Annotated in this window: 12 protein-coding genes and 1 tRNA gene; 4 read left to right on the forward strand and 9 right to left on the reverse strand. The window is 64.4% G+C overall.

Translation table 11 applies throughout. From position 1 onward, the window contains the following. Positions 1-195 precede the first annotated feature (195 nt). Positions 196-741: a hypothetical protein gene (locus KP010_RS09575; protein ID WP_216280805.1), complete on the forward strand. Its 546-nt coding sequence runs from the start codon at positions 196-198 to the stop codon at positions 739-741. Positions 742-1,016: 275 nt separating this feature from the next. Here KP010_RS09575 and KP010_RS09580 read toward each other — a convergent pair whose 3' ends face one another. Further along, complete coding sequence (locus KP010_RS09580) at positions 1,017-1,946, reverse strand: hypothetical protein (RefSeq protein ID WP_216280806.1); 930 nt, start codon at positions 1,944-1,946, stop codon at positions 1,017-1,019. Positions 1,947-2,152: 206 nt separating this feature from the next. After that, positions 2,153-2,226, reverse strand: a tRNA-Gln gene (locus tag KP010_RS09585). 308 nt (positions 2,227-2,534) lie between these two features. Between KP010_RS09585 and KP010_RS09590 the strand changes: the two genes are divergently transcribed. Next, complete coding sequence (locus KP010_RS09590) at positions 2,535-3,632, forward strand: Ppx/GppA phosphatase family protein (RefSeq protein WP_371824233.1); 1,098 nt, start codon at positions 2,535-2,537, stop codon at positions 3,630-3,632. A gap of 32 nt (positions 3,633-3,664) precedes the next feature. Here the strand turns inward: KP010_RS09590 and KP010_RS09595 are convergent, their stop codons facing one another. The 3 genes from KP010_RS09595 to KP010_RS09605 all read right to left on the reverse strand — a co-directional run bounded on the left by KP010_RS09595 (position 3,665) and on the right by KP010_RS09605 (position 9,112). Then, a complete protein-coding gene (locus KP010_RS09595; protein WP_142863251.1) occupies positions 3,665-5,335 on the reverse strand; it encodes a porin in 1,671 nt (556 codons plus the stop codon). Between the two features lie 241 nt (positions 5,336-5,576). After that, entirely contained in the window at positions 5,577-7,241 is a 1,665-nt protein-coding gene (locus KP010_RS09600) for an OprO/OprP family phosphate-selective porin (protein WP_216280807.1), read from the reverse strand. A gap of 212 nt (positions 7,242-7,453) precedes the next feature. Beyond that, on the reverse strand, positions 7,454-9,112 hold the full coding sequence (locus tag KP010_RS09605; protein ID WP_216280808.1) for an OprO/OprP family phosphate-selective porin: 1,659 nt from the start codon (positions 9,110-9,112) through the stop codon (positions 7,454-7,456). Positions 9,113-9,681: 569 nt separating this feature from the next. On the opposite strand from KP010_RS09605, the gene KP010_RS09610 reads away from it, so the two are divergent. Then, positions 9,682-11,337, forward strand: coding sequence for an OprO/OprP family phosphate-selective porin (locus KP010_RS09610; RefSeq protein ID WP_246728701.1), 1,656 nt, complete (start codon positions 9,682-9,684; stop codon positions 11,335-11,337). Between the two features lie 227 nt (positions 11,338-11,564). Beyond that, positions 11,565-11,792 (forward strand): DUF2093 domain-containing protein, encoded by a 228-nt coding sequence (locus KP010_RS09615; protein ID WP_108917140.1) that lies wholly within the window; start codon positions 11,565-11,567, stop codon positions 11,790-11,792. A gap of 6 nt (positions 11,793-11,798) precedes the next feature. Here the strand turns inward: KP010_RS09615 and lpxK are convergent, their stop codons facing one another. From lpxK to KP010_RS09635, 4 genes are all read right to left on the reverse strand, one after another. Then, positions 11,799-12,782, reverse strand: a complete 984-nt coding sequence (gene lpxK / locus KP010_RS09620) for a tetraacyldisaccharide 4'-kinase (protein ID WP_216280809.1) — start codon at positions 12,780-12,782, stop codon at positions 11,799-11,801. Positions 12,783-12,803: 21 nt separating this feature from the next. Further along, positions 12,804-14,081, reverse strand: coding sequence for a 3-deoxy-D-manno-octulosonic acid transferase (locus tag KP010_RS09625; protein WP_142863247.1), 1,278 nt, complete (start codon positions 14,079-14,081; stop codon positions 12,804-12,806). A gap of 114 nt (positions 14,082-14,195) precedes the next feature. After that, positions 14,196-14,444, reverse strand: a complete 249-nt coding sequence (locus KP010_RS09630; protein ID WP_108917137.1) for a DUF4170 domain-containing protein — start codon at positions 14,442-14,444, stop codon at positions 14,196-14,198. Further along, positions 14,441-15,274, reverse strand: a complete 834-nt coding sequence (locus KP010_RS09635) for a 3'(2'),5'-bisphosphate nucleotidase CysQ (protein ID WP_108917136.1) — start codon at positions 15,272-15,274, stop codon at positions 14,441-14,443. The genes KP010_RS09630 and KP010_RS09635 overlap by 4 nt, the downstream gene beginning before the upstream one ends. Positions 15,275-15,509 lie beyond the last annotated feature (235 nt).

A 15,509-nucleotide genomic window follows, 5' to 3' on the forward strand; every position in this document is an offset into this window, starting at 1 on the left:
GGCTTCGAAGAAAGATCACCTTGAGATTCGCAGAGATATCTTAAACGTCAAGGTAGCACCTCTGTCTCTGATCGACGGCGGTACGAAATATAGAATCGTGGTGTCGGATGGTTCGCGGAAAAATTTGCAGTGCTACCATTGCAAACTCGTCCGATCTCTCTGACCTTTGCTTTTCCTACCGTGGAGGAGCAGGAGATGGCCGAAAGAGTTGTTGGAGATGCGCAGGTTGCATCGGAATCCGTTGAATGGGACGCTGCCGCCGGCGCATTTGTGCGCCTACTATTCGATTGTGCCGGTAGAATCTTGTCTCGTGCCGATCTCGACCCGCCGGTAAAGCGAGCCGTGTTGCGCCACCTTTTCATATCGCATCTCAGGCGTGCTCATAGATCGGAGCTTTATCGGCTTCTACGCGACTTCGGCCTCCTCACTCCCATGAAACGGGGCGGTGGCTTCCTTGCCATGCCGGCCTTGGTCTGCACCGCCAAAAAGCTCGACGCGGCCGAGGCGCTCGCTCACGAAGTGGGTGTGTCTGTTCGCGACTTCGTGCTCCTCGCGTGGGTGGTCGTGTTGATCTTCAACCGGCCGGGTGTTGCCCTCCCGGCCTTGGAGAACATCGATGCGGACTATCCTTATTTCCCGGCTGTCGTGCCAGGCGAGCCGCCTCCCTACTTTTGTGCCGAGACGCTCCTCACGGAGATCGAAGCCGAGCACTTTGCGGAGACGATCACGTTAGAGCCATAGGCGGAGTTCGGCGTCGTCGTCGTCGTACGACAAGGCGCTTTGTCAGTTTTGACGCCGCGCCTCCTGCATCTTCGAGGCGGATCAAGCATATGATATTGATATCAATGAGTAAATTTCTCCAATCAAAAGGTTCGTCAAACGCGAATTTCGCTTTCGTCGGGGTTTTGACGGGCTTCGTCCTATTTCAAATGTGGGATTGTCGCGCACGAGGTAGTTCAGATTTTTCGAGTACGGACGACTCCCTAGGTTTGGTACTTCTGTTTTCCGCCGGTACGCTAACGATTCTTGGCGATCTCCAACAACAGATGTAAGACCAGAGCGGACGGTGACGGAACTGTGCCGTCGGCGGTCGGGTTTGTTCCCGGGGTATCGGAGTCCGAGTGATTTTCCTGTGCGGGTGGGCTTGCTGAGTATAAAGGATTGCCCCGTCGATCGGGCTTGTTGGCGGATGCGCCATCCGCGGACCGGTTATGTTGCTTGATCCATTCGGCGTAACGTCCTGCGGGCCTGACGTAATGGAGGTGCGGTGAAAGCCGCCACACCTCTCCCAGAACTGTTGGCGGCCAGCTAGGCGCAGCGGCGTGGTCGATAATTCCAGAACATATATAGAACGCTGCTTTTCTGACGTCTTCGACAGGTTTCTCGTCGATCCATACACCCCCGCCGAAAGTCTTTTGCAGCAGCGAACGGGCGCGTTCGATCATCTCGGATGGAATTTCCCAAATTCCGTGTATGTGCGGGTCCAGTCGACCCGCTGCGGCGCTATAGCGCGTGTGGGTCGCCGAAAGCTGCGGACGCGCGATCCCTTTACGAATGAGATACCGCACGACGCCGTTGAATGCTGCCGAAATGTCGTTGAGATGAGTTGCAAGCTCGCCCTGCTTGGGCAGCTCGTTCTGATTCCGTAGCGTGATCAAACGGAACTGAGACGTGTTGACGCCCTGCATCGCACGCGCGAAGTCGCGCGCATGGTCGCCGGCGCGCGAGAAGGCAACTGAAGGAAATATCCAGCGATTGCGTGGATGGGGATAGTCGCCATTTTCGAAATCCCAATCGGGCGACATGGGACGGTGCGGATTCTCGCCTAGTTTCTCGATCTTGGTCGCAATGCGGCGATCGATTTCCGCGCGCTGGTCGTAGCTGAGCTTGGTGCGCTTGAGAGCGGGGCGATCGAAGTCGGCTCGCGTACCAGTCTTCCTAGCCAAGATGCTGCGACTCCCTCAAGCCCCGCTGGCTGCGCTCGTGGCGCCCGGCGGACGATCCTGTTCCGTGACTGTGCCGACGGCGTCTCTACGCGGGGTTAAGAGCGGCCCTTGACTGGTCCACGGGGCTGGTCCACCGTCACGGCTATCGCCGCAGGCGGCGCTTGTCGGACCTCAGTGCCTTCAATCGGTTAGGCTGTCTTGAATTTTGGCTGGGGGACCTGGATTCGAACCAAGATTAACGGAGTCAGAGTCCGCTGTTCTACCGTTGAACTATCCCCCAACGGTCGCGCGGCGAAGCGGCGCGTCGCGGTGATCTAATGAGAGGACGCCCTCCTGTCAACATGATCGCCACGGTTGGACGCGGTTGGCGGCGCGCTCGAGCTCACGATCGGCGCCGGGGGCTCTCGAAATGCTCGCCCGAACGCGCTCCTTGGGCATTCGCGCCGGCCTTGCTACACTTCCCGCGATCGGCCATGAGTCTCGTCGAGACAAAGATCGGCGATGCGAACGGAAGAGGGCCGGTCGGGAGGCGGGTTGAAAAAGCCGGAACATTGGGGCGGGGGCCCGGGCGGCGGCGAAACGCCGCGCATGGGCGCGGGGACAGGCGCGTCCGACGACGGATCGAGCGATCACGCCCGCCCGTACGCCCCCGGCTCGCCCGACGCCCGCAGCGCGCGCGCCGCGGGCGAGCGGCGCGACGATCATGTCTATGCGGCGCTCGATCTCGGCACCAATAATTGCCGGCTGCTGATCGCGCGGCCCGAGCAGCGCTCGCGGCGCAAATCCGACATGCTGCGCATCATCGATGCTTTCTCGCGCATCGTGCGCCTCGGCGAGGGCATGGGCGTCTCCCGGCGCATCGGCGAGCAGGCGATCGAGCGCACGCTCGAGGCGCTCGAAATCTGCCGCGAGAAAATGAGCCTGCGCGGCGTCTCGCGCGCCCGGCTCATCGCCACCCAGGCCTGCCGCGCCGCCGAGAACGGCGCCGAATTCGTCGAGCGCGTGCGCGCGCGCACCGGCCTCTCGCTCGAGGTCATCGACCGCGAGACCGAGGCGCGGCTCGCTGCGCGCGGCTGCGGCTCGCTCGCCGATCCTCGCGCGGAGAGCATATTGCTCTTCGACATAGGCGGCGGCTCCACCGAGCTCGTCTGGCTGACGCGCTCGGCGCGCGGCTGTCTGTTGCGTCATTGGACCTCGCTCGAGATCGGCGTCGTCTCGCTCGCCGAGCGATTCGGCGGCAAAAGCGTGAGCCCGGCCGTTTACGAGTCGATGATCGCGCGCGCGCTCGAGGCGCTCGCCGCTTTCGCCGAGCGCACGGCCGCGGAGCGGCGCTGCGAGCGTTTCCATCTGCTCGGCACTTCCGGCACGGTGACGACGCTCGCCGGCGTGCATCTCGGCCTCGAGCGCTATGATCGCTGGCGCGTCGACGGACTCTGGTTGTCCGACGAGGATGCGACGCGCGCCATCGATCAGCTGCGCGCCATGGATTTCGACCAGCGCGCCGCCAATGGCTGCATCGGCCCGCAACGCGCCGATCTCGTGCTCGCCGGCTGCGCGATCTTCGAGGCGATTCGACGCCTCTTTCCGGCCTCTCGCACACGCATCGCCGATCGCGGCCTGCGCGAGGGGATGCTGCTCGAGATGATGGAGGCGGACGGATCGTTCGCGCCGCAGCGCGGGGATTGAGGCCGCCCGCCGGCCTCGGGTCCATCGCGCCGTCAGAAGGAGCGCTGCAGGCGCAGCCGCCCCTCGACCGTGGCGTTGGCGCCTTTCCATGAGGGCAGGCCGACCGACCACAGCGCTATGTCCGGCGCGAGCCCCACCGGCCGGCTGTGGTGATTGTCGCGCAGATACATGAGCTCGCCGCCGAGATCGAAATTCTTGATCGGCGTCCAGACGAGATTGGAGCCGATGCGATATTCCGTCGTATTCACCGCGCCGACGCCGCCGCCGAAATCGGCGATGGCGCTCGGGCTGTAATAGAGCTCCAGAACCGAGCCGTAGAGGCCGGAGGAGAGCGTCGGCGTCCAGTAATGCTTGAAGGCCGCGAGCGCCGCCCAGCCGGTCGATTTGTCGCAATGGGCGCCCGCGGTCCAGACGCAGTCGAAGCTGGTGAATTCCCAGCCATTGCTGGCTTTGACCCCGCCATTGCCATAGCCATAGAAGGCGTTGCCGTTCACCGGGCCGCCGTTGAAGCTCAGATTATTTCCCATCAGATAGCCGACGGCGCCGCGAGCGTAGGTTCCCTGGATCCATAATTTGTCGCCCTCGGGGAAAAACTCCGGGGCGAATTTGTCGAGATTGAACTGCAAGCCCAGCTGCGCGGCATAGCCGTAATCCTCCTGCGAGACAGCCGGAATCGCCGTGCCGAGCGGCACGCCGGTGACCGGCGTCGCCACAGTGGCGTTGCGGGTGTAGATCGAGCTGCGCAGCTGATGCGCGGCCGCGGAAATCTGCGCCCCGCCCCAGGGCTGGTCGATGCGGAAGGCGCCGACGATATCGGGGATTTTCACGCCGTCCGGGACGCCGGAAAAGCGCGTGCCCCAGGCCGCGGCCGCGAAATCCGCGGCGGCCCCGGTGAGGCCATAGACCGCCGCGATCAGATTATAGGATCCGATGGTCGAGCCGATGAAGCCGCGCCGCGAGACGTTGTCCTCGAGGGAGAAGCTCAGGGAGACCCCGTCGCGGAAGCTGTAAGTATAGGCGAGCGCGCCGACCGTCGCATTGGAGCCGCGAAGCGCCTCCCAATTGATGTTGTCGGTGTAGAAATCGAAGAAAGACTGCACGCGGCCGACGGTGAGGCCGCCGAATTGCAAAAATGCCTTGTTGAGGATCGTCGTCTCGCGCGCCGTGGTGCGGAACGTCGTGCCGTTCGCGAAATTGGCGCCGCCGAAATATTGTCCGCCGCTCAGCGAGCCCGTCGCCGCGCTGCTGTCCGAACCAAAATAGGATTCGAGCCGCACGAAGGCGCGCATCGTGCCGTAGTCGGTGGGCGCGCGGGCGTCGAGTTCCGCCCGGCCTATGCCGACGAAGCCAGTGTTGTCGCCGCTGCGGGCGTTGGAATAGCCGAGATTCGGCACATGGCCCGGTAGGCCGAGCGGATTGCCGCCGGCGCCGGTTCCGAAGGCGACGGGATTGTCGGTGGCGATGATGCTGCGCGACATTCGGTAGGAGGTGCTCCAGCTCCGCCATTCGCCCACGGCGGCGCCGCCGAGGCGCAGGCAAGTGTTGGTGCCGGGAATATAGAAGAACGCCGCGCCATATTGATCGCAGACGCGCACATATTCGGCCGGGGCGGCGCGGCGCTTGGGGAGCTCTTCGGCGTCCGCCGCGATCGGGCAGGCTATGGCGACGACATAAGCCAAAATAAAAAGATTCGATTTGGGCATTTCTGCGATCCGTCGAAGCAATGTTCGATAGAACTGCGTATAAAGACTTACGTAATATCTAGAGCACAGACGCTTCGCCGAATCGGCGATGAAAAATTACTAATTTTCTATTATACTTTTTTCGTGACGGGAACGAGCGCGCGCAACGAGCGGCGCGAGCCTCTCGCCCAAAAACGCGACGGCCGCCCCGAAGGGCGGCCGCGATGGCTCGAAACGCTATGTATCGAATTTTGTCTTGGCCTCACCAGAAGATTTGCGCGCGCGCCAGGAAGAGGCTCGGGCGATCGCCGTTGAGATAGGGGCGGTCGGAGGGCGCGACGAGCGTGAGGGTCTTCGTCCAATTGGCCTGGAAGCGCACGCCGCGGACCGGATACCAGTTCAGCGCGAGGCTGAAATTGTCCTGGCGTCCGCCGAGCGTCGCCGTGCTGGCGATCGCCTTCTGGACGGCGTTGCCGGCGACGGTCGCCGCATAGACGAAATTGCCGTCGACCAGGCCGCCATTGTTGAGATTGATCTCGCTGTAGCGCGCGGCGAATTCGAAGGCGCCGACGCCGCCCTTGTTCAGCGGGTTCTTGATCTGCACGTCGCCGAAGCTGCCGGGCGTGTTGAAGTCCTTGTCATAGCCCTTGTAGGAGGCCGCGCGCGACTCGCCGGTCAGGAACACCGAGCCGAGCACATAATAGCCGCTGTAGCGCAGGCTGCTTCCGCCGCCATTGCCGTAGAGGAAGGCGTTGGTGGAGTCGCGCTCATATTGGGCGGCGATATATTCGCCCTGGAGCGAAAAGGGCCCATAGGCGCCGACGGCTTCGAATCCGTAGTTGTAGGAATATTTCAGGCAGCTCGAGCGCCGGGCGAAGGGGGCGATGAGCTGGCCGACGCCGGTCGTCGCAATGTTGAGCGTCGCCGACGAGGCCGCGCAAGAGAGATCCTGAGCCGCCGAGACGCGCGTCAGGGCGCCGCCGCCGCCGAGCACGTCCGTCTCCTCGCGCTCGGAGGACTGGCCGGGGCGCAGATTGGCCGCGTCGGTCGCCGCGGTGGTGTTGTTCGGCTTGTGATATTTGAACGAGGCGCCGACATGGAGCAGCTTGTCCTCCTCCGTGACGGGCGCATAGATCGCGCGCACCGCGGCGTCCCAATATTGGGACTCGCCGGTGGGCGGGCTGGTCTGCGTGTCCTGCGGGCTCGTCGAGAAGATGCCCGTCTTGACCGCCCAGTTCTTGTCGCCGATCGCGACCGCCGCGCCGATATGGCGGCTCGGCGAGAGCACGGAGGGCAGCGTGCGCTCGATGAAGGTGAAATACTTGGAGGATTCGGTCGATTCCAGGCTGAAGGGCTCTCGGAAATTGCCGATCTGCACGGTGATCGGCAGAGACGTCAGCTCCGGCGGCAGAAATTTGTCGCGATAGGCGACATAGAAATCGCGGATGCCGGCGACGCCGGAGCCGGTGAAATCATATTGGACCTTGTAATACCAATTCTTGAAGGCCTTTCCGTCGACCTCTATGCGCGCGCGGCGGAAGCCGACATTGCTGCGCGAAATGGTGTCCGCGGAGGAGGCGAAGCCGCCGTCCGCCTGGATGTGGCCGCCGAGCTTGAAGCTGAAGTCCTGGTCCTCTGTCTCGACATAAAGGCCATTGCGGAAGGAGACGAAGACGGGCGGCGGAACATTGGCTCCCGGCGCGCCTTTGGCGGAATTGAGCACATTCTTGACCTGAGCGGTGGACTTGGCCTGTTCCGTGAGTCGCGTCTCGAGTCGCTTCAATTGCGCCTTCAGCGCCTTGATCTCGCTCGCCGTATCCGCGAGAGCGGAAGCCGGAAGCCCGAAAGTCGCTGCGAAGGCGGCGAGAGCGACGCCGCCCGAGAGCCGCCACATTATCCGTCCGCGCGATCCCTTATGCCCGTTCATCAGTGTCCCCGTATTGACGCCTAAGTAGTATATCTTAGTCATAGACTATAGAGGTTGACTAGGCTGCTGGTCGGCGCGGGATGTTTTCAGCGGCAGCTGTTGCGGAAATGTCACGCCATGAAATTTGGCTCCATAATGAAAAAGGCCGCCCCGAAGGGCGGCCTCTTCTCGATCGAACGTCTCGCCGGGCCGAGAGGCCCGGCCTTTATCTCTCACCAGAAAACCTGCGTGCGGAACAGGAAGGTGCTCGGGTGCTGGCCGTTGAGATAGGGCTTGTCGGACGGAGCGACGAGCGTCATGGCGCGCGTCCAGTTGGCCTGGAGGCGAACGCCCTTCACCGGATACCAGTTCAGCGCGAGGGTCAGATTCTCCTCGCGGCCGCCCAGCGTCGCGGTGTTGGCGAGCGCCTTCTGCGCCGCATTGCCGGCGACCGCCGCCAGATAGGCGTAATTGCTGTCGACGAGACCGCCGTTGTTGAGATTGAGCTCGCTGTAGCGCGCGGCGATTTCCCAGGCGCCCCAGCCGCCCTTGCCGAGAGGATTCTTGATCGCGATGTCGCCGAAGGTGCCCGGCGAATTCCAATCCTTGTCATAGCCCTTATAGGAGGCTGCGCGGGATTCGCCGGTCAGGAACACCGAACCCTGCACGTAATAGCCGCTGTATTCGAGGCTCGAGCCGCCGTTGTTGCCGAGCGCCAGCGCCGTGCCCGCATCACGCTCGTAATGCGCGCCGGTGTATTCGCCCTGCACCGAGAAGGGGCCGTAGGTGGCGGCCATTTCGAAATTGTAGTTGTAGCTGGATTTCAGGCAGCCGTTCTGCAGGTAGCCGGGCGTCCACAGCAGGGCCACGCCGGCCGCCGCCTTGAAGGCCGGGCTGCAGTTCAACGCCTGGGCCGACGGCACGACGATGTAGGTATTCTTCAGAATGTCGGTTTCGTCGCGGCTGCCGCTGCCCGGCAGCAGATTGTTCGGATCCTGCGCGGCGGTGGAGTCGTTCGGCTTATGATACATGAACGAGCCGCCGAAATGGAGCAGCTTGTCCTCCTCGACGATCGGCGCATAGATCGCGCGGGTCGTCAGGTCCCAATATTGATGACCCGTCGCCGCCGGATTCTGGGCCTTGTCTTGACCGAAGCTGGTCGAGAACACGCCGGCCTGCACGGCCCAATGCTTGTCGCCGAGGCCGACTCTCGCGCCGATGTGGCGGTCGGGCGCCAGGGCGCCGGGCAGCGCGCGCTCGATGAAGGTGATGTGCTTGGACGACGTCACCGTCTCCATGCTGAACGGCTCATACTGGCTGCCGACCTGGAAGGTGACCGGCTGCGAGGTGATCTCCGACGGCAGCAGCTTGGCGCGATAGGCGAGGAAGGCGTCGCGAATGCCCTGGCTGCCCGAGCCCGTGAAGTCGTATTGGAACTTGTAGTACCAGTTCTTATAGGCCTTGCCCTCGACCTCGAGGCGGGCGCGGCGGAAGTCGACGTTGCTGCGCGAGCCGCTCGAGGGATAGCTGGTGAAGCCGCCGTCGATCTGAATGCGGCCGCCGACCTTGAAGTTGAAGTCCTTGTCCTCGGTCTCGACGAAGAGGCCGTTCTTGAAGCTGACGAACACCGGCGGCGGACCCTTGTGGTCGGGCGCGCTCTTCGCGGAGTTCAGCGCATTCTTGACCTGATGGGTTGTCTTGGCCTGCTCCTCGAGCCGGTGCTCGAGCCGCTTCAGCTCCGCCTTGAGCGCCTTGATCTCGCTCGCCGTGTCGGCGACAGCCGCCGTGGGCGCGCCGAAAGCGCCGAGGAGCGCGACAACGGCCACGCCTCCCAGCAGCTTCGAAGGCGTCGCGCCTTTCGCGATCGTCTGGACCTTCGGTACATGTGTCATGTCAGCCTCTTGAATTGCTTACCGCTTGGGCAGCGCTAGAGGCGTTCTGTGACACAATCATCACAATTCGTAGGGGAGGGGCTTTGTGACGGCGCTTTCCCCTCGAGGTGTGGCTCAAATGCCACGTAGGGGGGCGCCTAGCCCTTCGAATTGCAGCATTTTTCCTCTGCTCGAGTGATCGCGGCCGAGCGCGATATTGTGGCAGCCCATATCGGAAAGAGGCCGAATTGTGTCCGATCTGCAACACCTAGGTGAAAAACCTTAAGGGAATCCGATTTCGGCCTTGCGCGGACCGCCGATCGAAATGTAAGACAATTACATGTGATGTTTCAAAAGAACATTTCATCGGTAGAAGCTCGCTATATGAGCAAGGCTGATGAGAATGTTGGCATCATAAGTCGAGCAATAGGCAAATAGCGTAAATGACGCGCGCCGCGCAGTGTTTGGTTCCCGTCCAGGATAACTTGTCGTCGACACGAATAGTCATTCCTCCGAATGAAGCCTCGTCCGGCGAAGAATTGTCCGAACCGATCATGCGAGACGCCGGACGCTCAGCGCAGGGGGCTTTGATGAGAGAACAGAATATCGGGTCGAAAATGGCGCGGAGGCTTTCGGGCGGCGTCGCGCTCGCCGCCTTCTGCGGGATGCTGGGCGTTCCGGCCCCGGCGCTGGCCGATACGGCGAGCGAGATCAAGGCGCTGAAGGATCAGATCAAGCGCCTCGAAGCGAGAATGACCGAGCAGGCCAAGACCAACGCCCAGGTCAAGAACGCCATCAATTCCGCCAAGACGCAGCCAGGGCTCGTCGCCCCGCCGCCGGTGTTCGTCAGCTTCAAGAACGGCCTCTTCGTCGAGACCGAGGACAAGGCGTTCAACTTCAAGATCGGCGGCCGCGTCCAGACCGACGGCGGCTTCGCCAGCTCGGCGGACACCATCTCGCGCAGCAACGCCGGCTTCCGCCGCGCTCAGCTCGAGGTCGAGGGCAAAGCCTATAAAAACTGGTTCTACAAGTTCCAGTACGACTTCACCGGCTCCGGCGCCGCCGGCATTCGCGACGCCTTCCTCGCCTATCGCGACAAGCTGCTGCCGGAAGAGATCACCAAGCAGCCGGTCACTTTCCAGGTCGGCAATTTCTTCGAGCCCTTCAGCCTCGAGACGGTCAGCTCGACCAAGCACATCACCTTCATCGAGCGCGCCATGACCGAGGCCCTCGCGCCGAGCCGCCATATCGGCGTCGCGGTCGGAGCGGGCGACAAGCATTGGAGCGTCAAGGGCGGCTTCTTCTCGACCAGCCCGCAGGACACGGCGACGGCTCCGCCCACCGGCGGCGCCCAATATTGGGACGCGGCGGTGCGCGCCACCTATGCGCCGATCGTCGAGGAGGACAAGCTCCTGCATTTCGGCTCGTCCTTCCGCTATCACAAGCCCAATGACGCGACGGCGGCGACCAACGCCAACACCTATCGGCCCGGCCAGGGAACGCGCGACGAGTTCGACGTTCTCGGCGGCAGCGGCGCTCTGATTCGCGTGCCGACGGCGCAGGATCTCACTTGCGCGGCCTCCGGAAGCCTAGCGACGGCCTCGACGGGCCTCTCGCTTCTCTATTCGCCCTTCACGCTCAAGAACGGCTGTCTGAAATATTCGTATAGCTACGCCTTCGAGGCGTCGGCGGCCTATGGGCCCTTCGCGGTCCAGGCCGAATATCTCGCCTCCCAATATGAGCGCGATCCGCTCAACGCGCTACTGCTCGGCAACGCCGGCGGGTCGAGCCTCTCCTATAGCGGCTATTACGTCTATGGCTCGGTGTTCCTGACCGGCGAATCGCGCGCCGCCTCCTATCGCGGCTATGACCAGAACTGGGGCTCGCCCGGCACATTCGCCGATGTGGCGATCAAGAATCCCTTCAATAAGGGCGGCCTCGGGGCCTGGGAGTTCGCCGCGCGCTATAGCGAGCTCAACCTCAATAATGGCGGCCTCGTCGATAGCAGCTATGTCTATGCGGCCGCCCTCGTCGGAAACGCCGCGCAGAAGGCACTCGCCAACACGGCCACGCTGGGCGGGCGCGAGGGCAATCTGACGCTGGCGCTGAATTGGTATCCGGTCAGGGGCGTGCGTCTCCAGGCCAATTGGACGAAAGTCCTGACGCTCTCGGCCCCGTCCGATCGCGCCTATCTCAACGGCGACCGCCCGAGCATGTTCCTCGCCCGCGCCCAGGTCTTCTGGTGAGCGCCGCCTGAAACCGATTCCTTCCGCGATGGCCGTCCCCTTCGGGGCGGCCATTCGCGTTTCGGGGCAGCCGTTCCGGCGCGGCCGCAGCGGGCGGGACGGCGAAGGCTCGGCCGCTCGCGTGCGATTCGGCTTGCCAATCGCGTCTCTCCTATTGAAAATCCGGCATGACCTCGTTTATTTCGTCGGTGCGCCGCTTTACCGAGCGGGCGAGACGCAGGATCCGCATGAACCGGTTCGAACGACAGCCGCAGGCCGCGGTCGAGGCCGAGGTCGAATATCGCGACGGCGACTTCCGCGTTCGCCGCCCGGGCGCCTTTGTGCGCTGCGCCGTGACCGGCGAGCCCATTCCGCTGGAAGAGCTCCGCTATTGGAACGTCGACCTGCAAGAGGCCTATTCCAGCACCGACGCCAAGCTCGCCCGCATCGGCGTGAGCTTCCCGAAGAAGCCGTGAGGCGTCTCAATTCCGCGCCAGCGCGCGGCGCAGAAGCCGGCGGAGCATTTCCTCTTTTTCCGAGCGCAAGCGGATCGGTAGAGCCTGCACGCGAGCGGCGGCGTCGGGAGAAAGCCGCACGGCGTCTTTCTCCGTCGTGACCAGCGTCGCGCCGAGGCGCGCGGCTTCTCGCTCGAGCGCCGCCAGCTCGCGCGCCGTATAGGCGTGATGATCGGCGAAGCTCTTTCGGCCGACGATCTCGACGCCCAAACCCTCGAGAGTCATGAAAAATTTCTCCGGCCGCGCGATGCCCGCGAAGGCGAGCGCGCGTTCGGGGAGGCGATCGGCGAAGGGCGCGATGCGGGCGCGCAGAACCGGCTTTCCTGCCGCTCTCGCATGTTCGGCGACCGCTTCTCCCGCCGCGCCCTCGCCGATGAGCATGAGCGCGTCGACCGCGGCGAGCTGGCGCCGCAAGGGCGCGCGCAACGGGCCGGCCGGGAGGCACAGCCCATTGCCGGCGCCATAGGATCCATCGACGACCATCAGCGCGAGATCGGGCTCGAGCCGCCGGCTCTGCAATCCGTCGTCGAGCGCCAGCGCCGTCGCCCCGAGATCGCGGGCGAGACGCGCCCCCGCAGCGCGATCGACGCCGACGATGGTCGGCGCGCAGCGCGCCAGCAGCAGCGCTTCGTCGCCCGTCTCGCGCGCGGTATGGATTTTCGCATCGACGAGGAAAGGCGCGCCCCGCATGTCGCGGCGGCCATATCCGCGGGTGAGAAAGAACGGCCGCTCGCCCATTGCCATGAGAGAAGCGGCGACAGCGAGCGCCGCCGGCGTCTTGCCGTCGCCGCCCAGCGTCGGGCCGCCGATCACGATCGCCGGCAGATCGGCGCGCTCGCCCTTCCGTCTCATACGCGCTGAAGCGATCGCGCCATAGATCGCGCCGAGCGGCGCCAATGCGTGCGCCAGCGGCGAGGCCGGCGCGCGTCGCCAGAAGTCAGGCGCGCGCATTTTCGCAGGCGCGGCGCGAGCTCATTTCTGCTCCAGCGCCGATTGGGCGAGATAGGGCTCGATCGCCGCCATTATGCTCTGCGAGGCGCCGCCGAGCTTCCTCACCACTTCGGCGCCGGCGCGGCCCATCTTGCGCATTCGCGAGGGGTCGGAGAGCAGGAATTGCAGCGCGCGCGCCAGCGAATCCGCATCGCTCACGCGGGCGGCTGCTCGGGCGGCGGCCAGCTCGCCATAAATGTCGGCGAAATTCTCGACATGCGGTCCATGCAGGATCGCGCAGCCGAGCTTGGCCGGCTCTATCGGATTATGTCCGCCCTCGGCGGCCAGCGATTTTCCCGTGAACACCACGCTGACGGCGCGGAGAAACAGGCCGAGCTCTCCCACCGTATCAGCGACATAGATCTGCACGCCGCGCCGCGGCTCGCCGTCGCGCGAGCGCAGGCCCACGGCGAGGCCTTTGGCGCTGGCGAGAGCGGCGATCTCCGCGCCGCGCTCGGGCTTGCGCGGCACAATGATCGTCAGCAACGATGGAACCTCGCCGGAAAGCGAGAGATGCGCGTCGATCGCGATCTCCTCCTCGCCGGCATGGGTGGAGATCGCCGCCCAGACCGGACGCGGGCCGATGGCGCCATTGAATTCGGCGAGCCTGCCGGCGCCGACGGGCGGGGGCGGCACGTCGAATTTCAGATTGCCGCAGACCCGCACGCGCGGCGCGCCGAGGCCCAGATAGCGCGCGGCGCTCTCGGCGTTCTGCGCGAGGCAGAGATCGATCTCGCCGAACAAGGTTCGCGCGCCGCCGGGCAGTCGCCGCCAGCGCGCGGCGGAGCGGCGCGAGATGGTGGCGTTGACGAGAACGAGCGGCAGCCGCCGCGCATGAATCGCGCGGATCATATTGGGCCACAGCTCCGACTCGGCGAAGAGCACGATGTCGGGTCGCCAATGCTCGAGGAATCGCTCGACGAATTGCGGCGCGTCGAGCGGCAGAAATTGATGCACAGCGCCGGCCGGCAGCCGCGCCCGCAGCACTTTGGCGGAGGAGACCGTGCCCGTGGTGACGAGAACCTCGACGCCGCGCTGAATGAAGCGTTCGACCAGCGGCAGCAGGGCGAGGCTCTCGCCGAGGCTCGCGCCATGCAGCCAGACCAGCCGTCCGGCGGGACGCGCCAGACCGGGCGCGCCCATGCGCTCGCCGATCCGCTCGGGGTCTTCCTTGCCTTGCTTGGCGCGCCAGCCCAGCGCCGCGCCGGCGAGAGGCGTCAATCCGATGGTCAGCAATCGATAGATCGTCAGGACCGGCATCGACGCCCCGGTTGCAGCTCGCCAGTAGAATGGCGGCCGCTGGTCACGGCGCGCCGGCCTCGAAAGATCATGCGGAATCGTCGGCTCGCCGCGCGCGGTCCCGCCGATATCGGCTCATTTCAGGTCGGGATCGAGGAGGCTGTGCAATTGCACGACAAAATAGCGCATATGAGCGTTGTCGACCGTGGCATGCGCTTTCGCCTTCCAGGCGGCGAGCGCGGTTTCATTGTCGGAGTAGATGCCGACGATGTCGAGCTTCGTCGGGTCGCGGAAGGCGACGCCCTGGAGGTCGACGAGCTCGCCTCCGAAAACGAGATGAAGCGCCTGCGACGCGCCGCCGTCCTGTGTAGTCGTTTCGCTCATATCACGCCCTTCGAAACCGCCCGCGCCAGCGCGAGACTCTCGGGAAAGATCGATTGCGGGGCCGCCACCAGCATGTCGCGCCGCAGTTGCGGGCGATTATAGCGCAAAGGAAGCCCCTCGAGCTCGGACAAGACGCCGCCCGCCTCGGTGAGTATCACATCGGCCGCGGCAATGTCCCAGTCTTTCGAATCCGCGGAGGCGATGGTGAGATCATTGCGGCCGGCGGCGACGTCGGCGACGCGCAGAGCCAGCGAGGGCGTGCGATCCTGCACCGCCAATTTATATTCGGAGTCGGCGAAGCGGGCGGAAAGGCCGCGCGGCGCCTCCAGCCGCGCGCCCGCCAGAATGGCGCGTTCGGAGACGCGGATCGGCGCGCCATTGAGCGCCGCGCCATGGCCGGCGGCGGCGGCGAAGGTCCATTCCAGAGCCGGGGCGTGAATGACGCCGAGCGTCGGGCGTCCCTCCTCGATCAGCGCGATCGACACCGCCCAGCGCAGGTCGCCGCGCAGAAAGGCCTGCGTTCCGTCTATGGGGTCGACGACGAGCAGCCGTGGGCGCAGCAGGCGTTCTTTATTGTCCGCGGTCTCCTCGGAGAGCCAGCCGGCGTCCGGGAACAGCGCCGACGCCGCCTCCTGTAGAAAGCGGTCGACGGCGAGATCCGCCTCGGTCACGGGCGAGCCGCCGTCCTTATAGGAGACGGCCGCGCTGGTCCTCGCGCCGGGGCGGAAAAAGCCCATGGCGATTTCGCCCGCCCGCCGCGCGACGGCTTCCAGCAGGGGCAGCCGAGCCGCCAGCTCGGTCGGCGCCAAGTCGTTTGAATTGTCGGCCATTGAGACTTTCGTTAAGCGAGCCGCGCCCCTCCCGCAAGGCGGTCTTTTCGGCGAATTGCCGCGAATTTCGCCGATCTCGTTTGCTCAATGCTAACCCAATGCTCCAGATTCAGTCGAAAAGGCAATGGTTTACGGGCGATTCACCAGCCTTGTTAGCGAGCTTTGGCCGAGCCGTCGCCCAACATGCCCCTCAGAAAAGGCGGGACCAAACGCCAAGATCACGATCGAAGGAACG

It is taken from the genome of Methylosinus sp. KRF6, assembly GCF_018887255.1.
In the GTDB taxonomy this organism is placed as follows: domain Bacteria; phylum Pseudomonadota; class Alphaproteobacteria; order Rhizobiales; family Beijerinckiaceae; genus Methylosinus; species Methylosinus sporium.

Coding starts and splice junctions, on each gene's coding strand:
- KP010_RS09615 (WP_108917140.1), top strand. CDS start 11,565: ATGAACCGGTTCGAACGACAGCCGCAGGCCGCGGTCGAGGCCGAGGTC.
- KP010_RS09635 (WP_108917136.1), bottom strand. CDS start 15,274: ATGGCCGACAATTCAAACGACTTGGCGCCGACCGAGCTGGCGGCTCGG.
- KP010_RS09575 (WP_216280805.1), top strand. CDS start 196: ATGGCCGAAAGAGTTGTTGGAGATGCGCAGGTTGCATCGGAATCCGTT.
- KP010_RS09600 (WP_216280807.1), bottom strand. CDS start 7,241: ATGAACGGGCATAAGGGATCGCGCGGACGGATAATGTGGCGGCTCTCG.
- KP010_RS09605 (WP_216280808.1), bottom strand. CDS start 9,112: ATGACACATGTACCGAAGGTCCAGACGATCGCGAAAGGCGCGACGCCT.
- KP010_RS09610 (WP_246728701.1), top strand. CDS start 9,682: ATGAGAGAACAGAATATCGGGTCGAAAATGGCGCGGAGGCTTTCGGGC.
- KP010_RS09590 (WP_371824233.1), top strand. CDS start 2,535: ATGGGCGCGGGGACAGGCGCGTCCGACGACGGATCGAGCGATCACGCC.
- KP010_RS09595 (WP_142863251.1), bottom strand. CDS start 5,335: ATGCCCAAATCGAATCTTTTTATTTTGGCTTATGTCGTCGCCATAGCC.
- KP010_RS09625 (WP_142863247.1), bottom strand. CDS start 14,081: ATGCCGGTCCTGACGATCTATCGATTGCTGACCATCGGATTGACGCCT.
- KP010_RS09630 (WP_108917137.1), bottom strand. CDS start 14,444: ATGAGCGAAACGACTACACAGGACGGCGGCGCGTCGCAGGCGCTTCAT.
- lpxK (WP_216280809.1), bottom strand. CDS start 12,782: ATGCGCGCGCCTGACTTCTGGCGACGCGCGCCGGCCTCGCCGCTGGCG.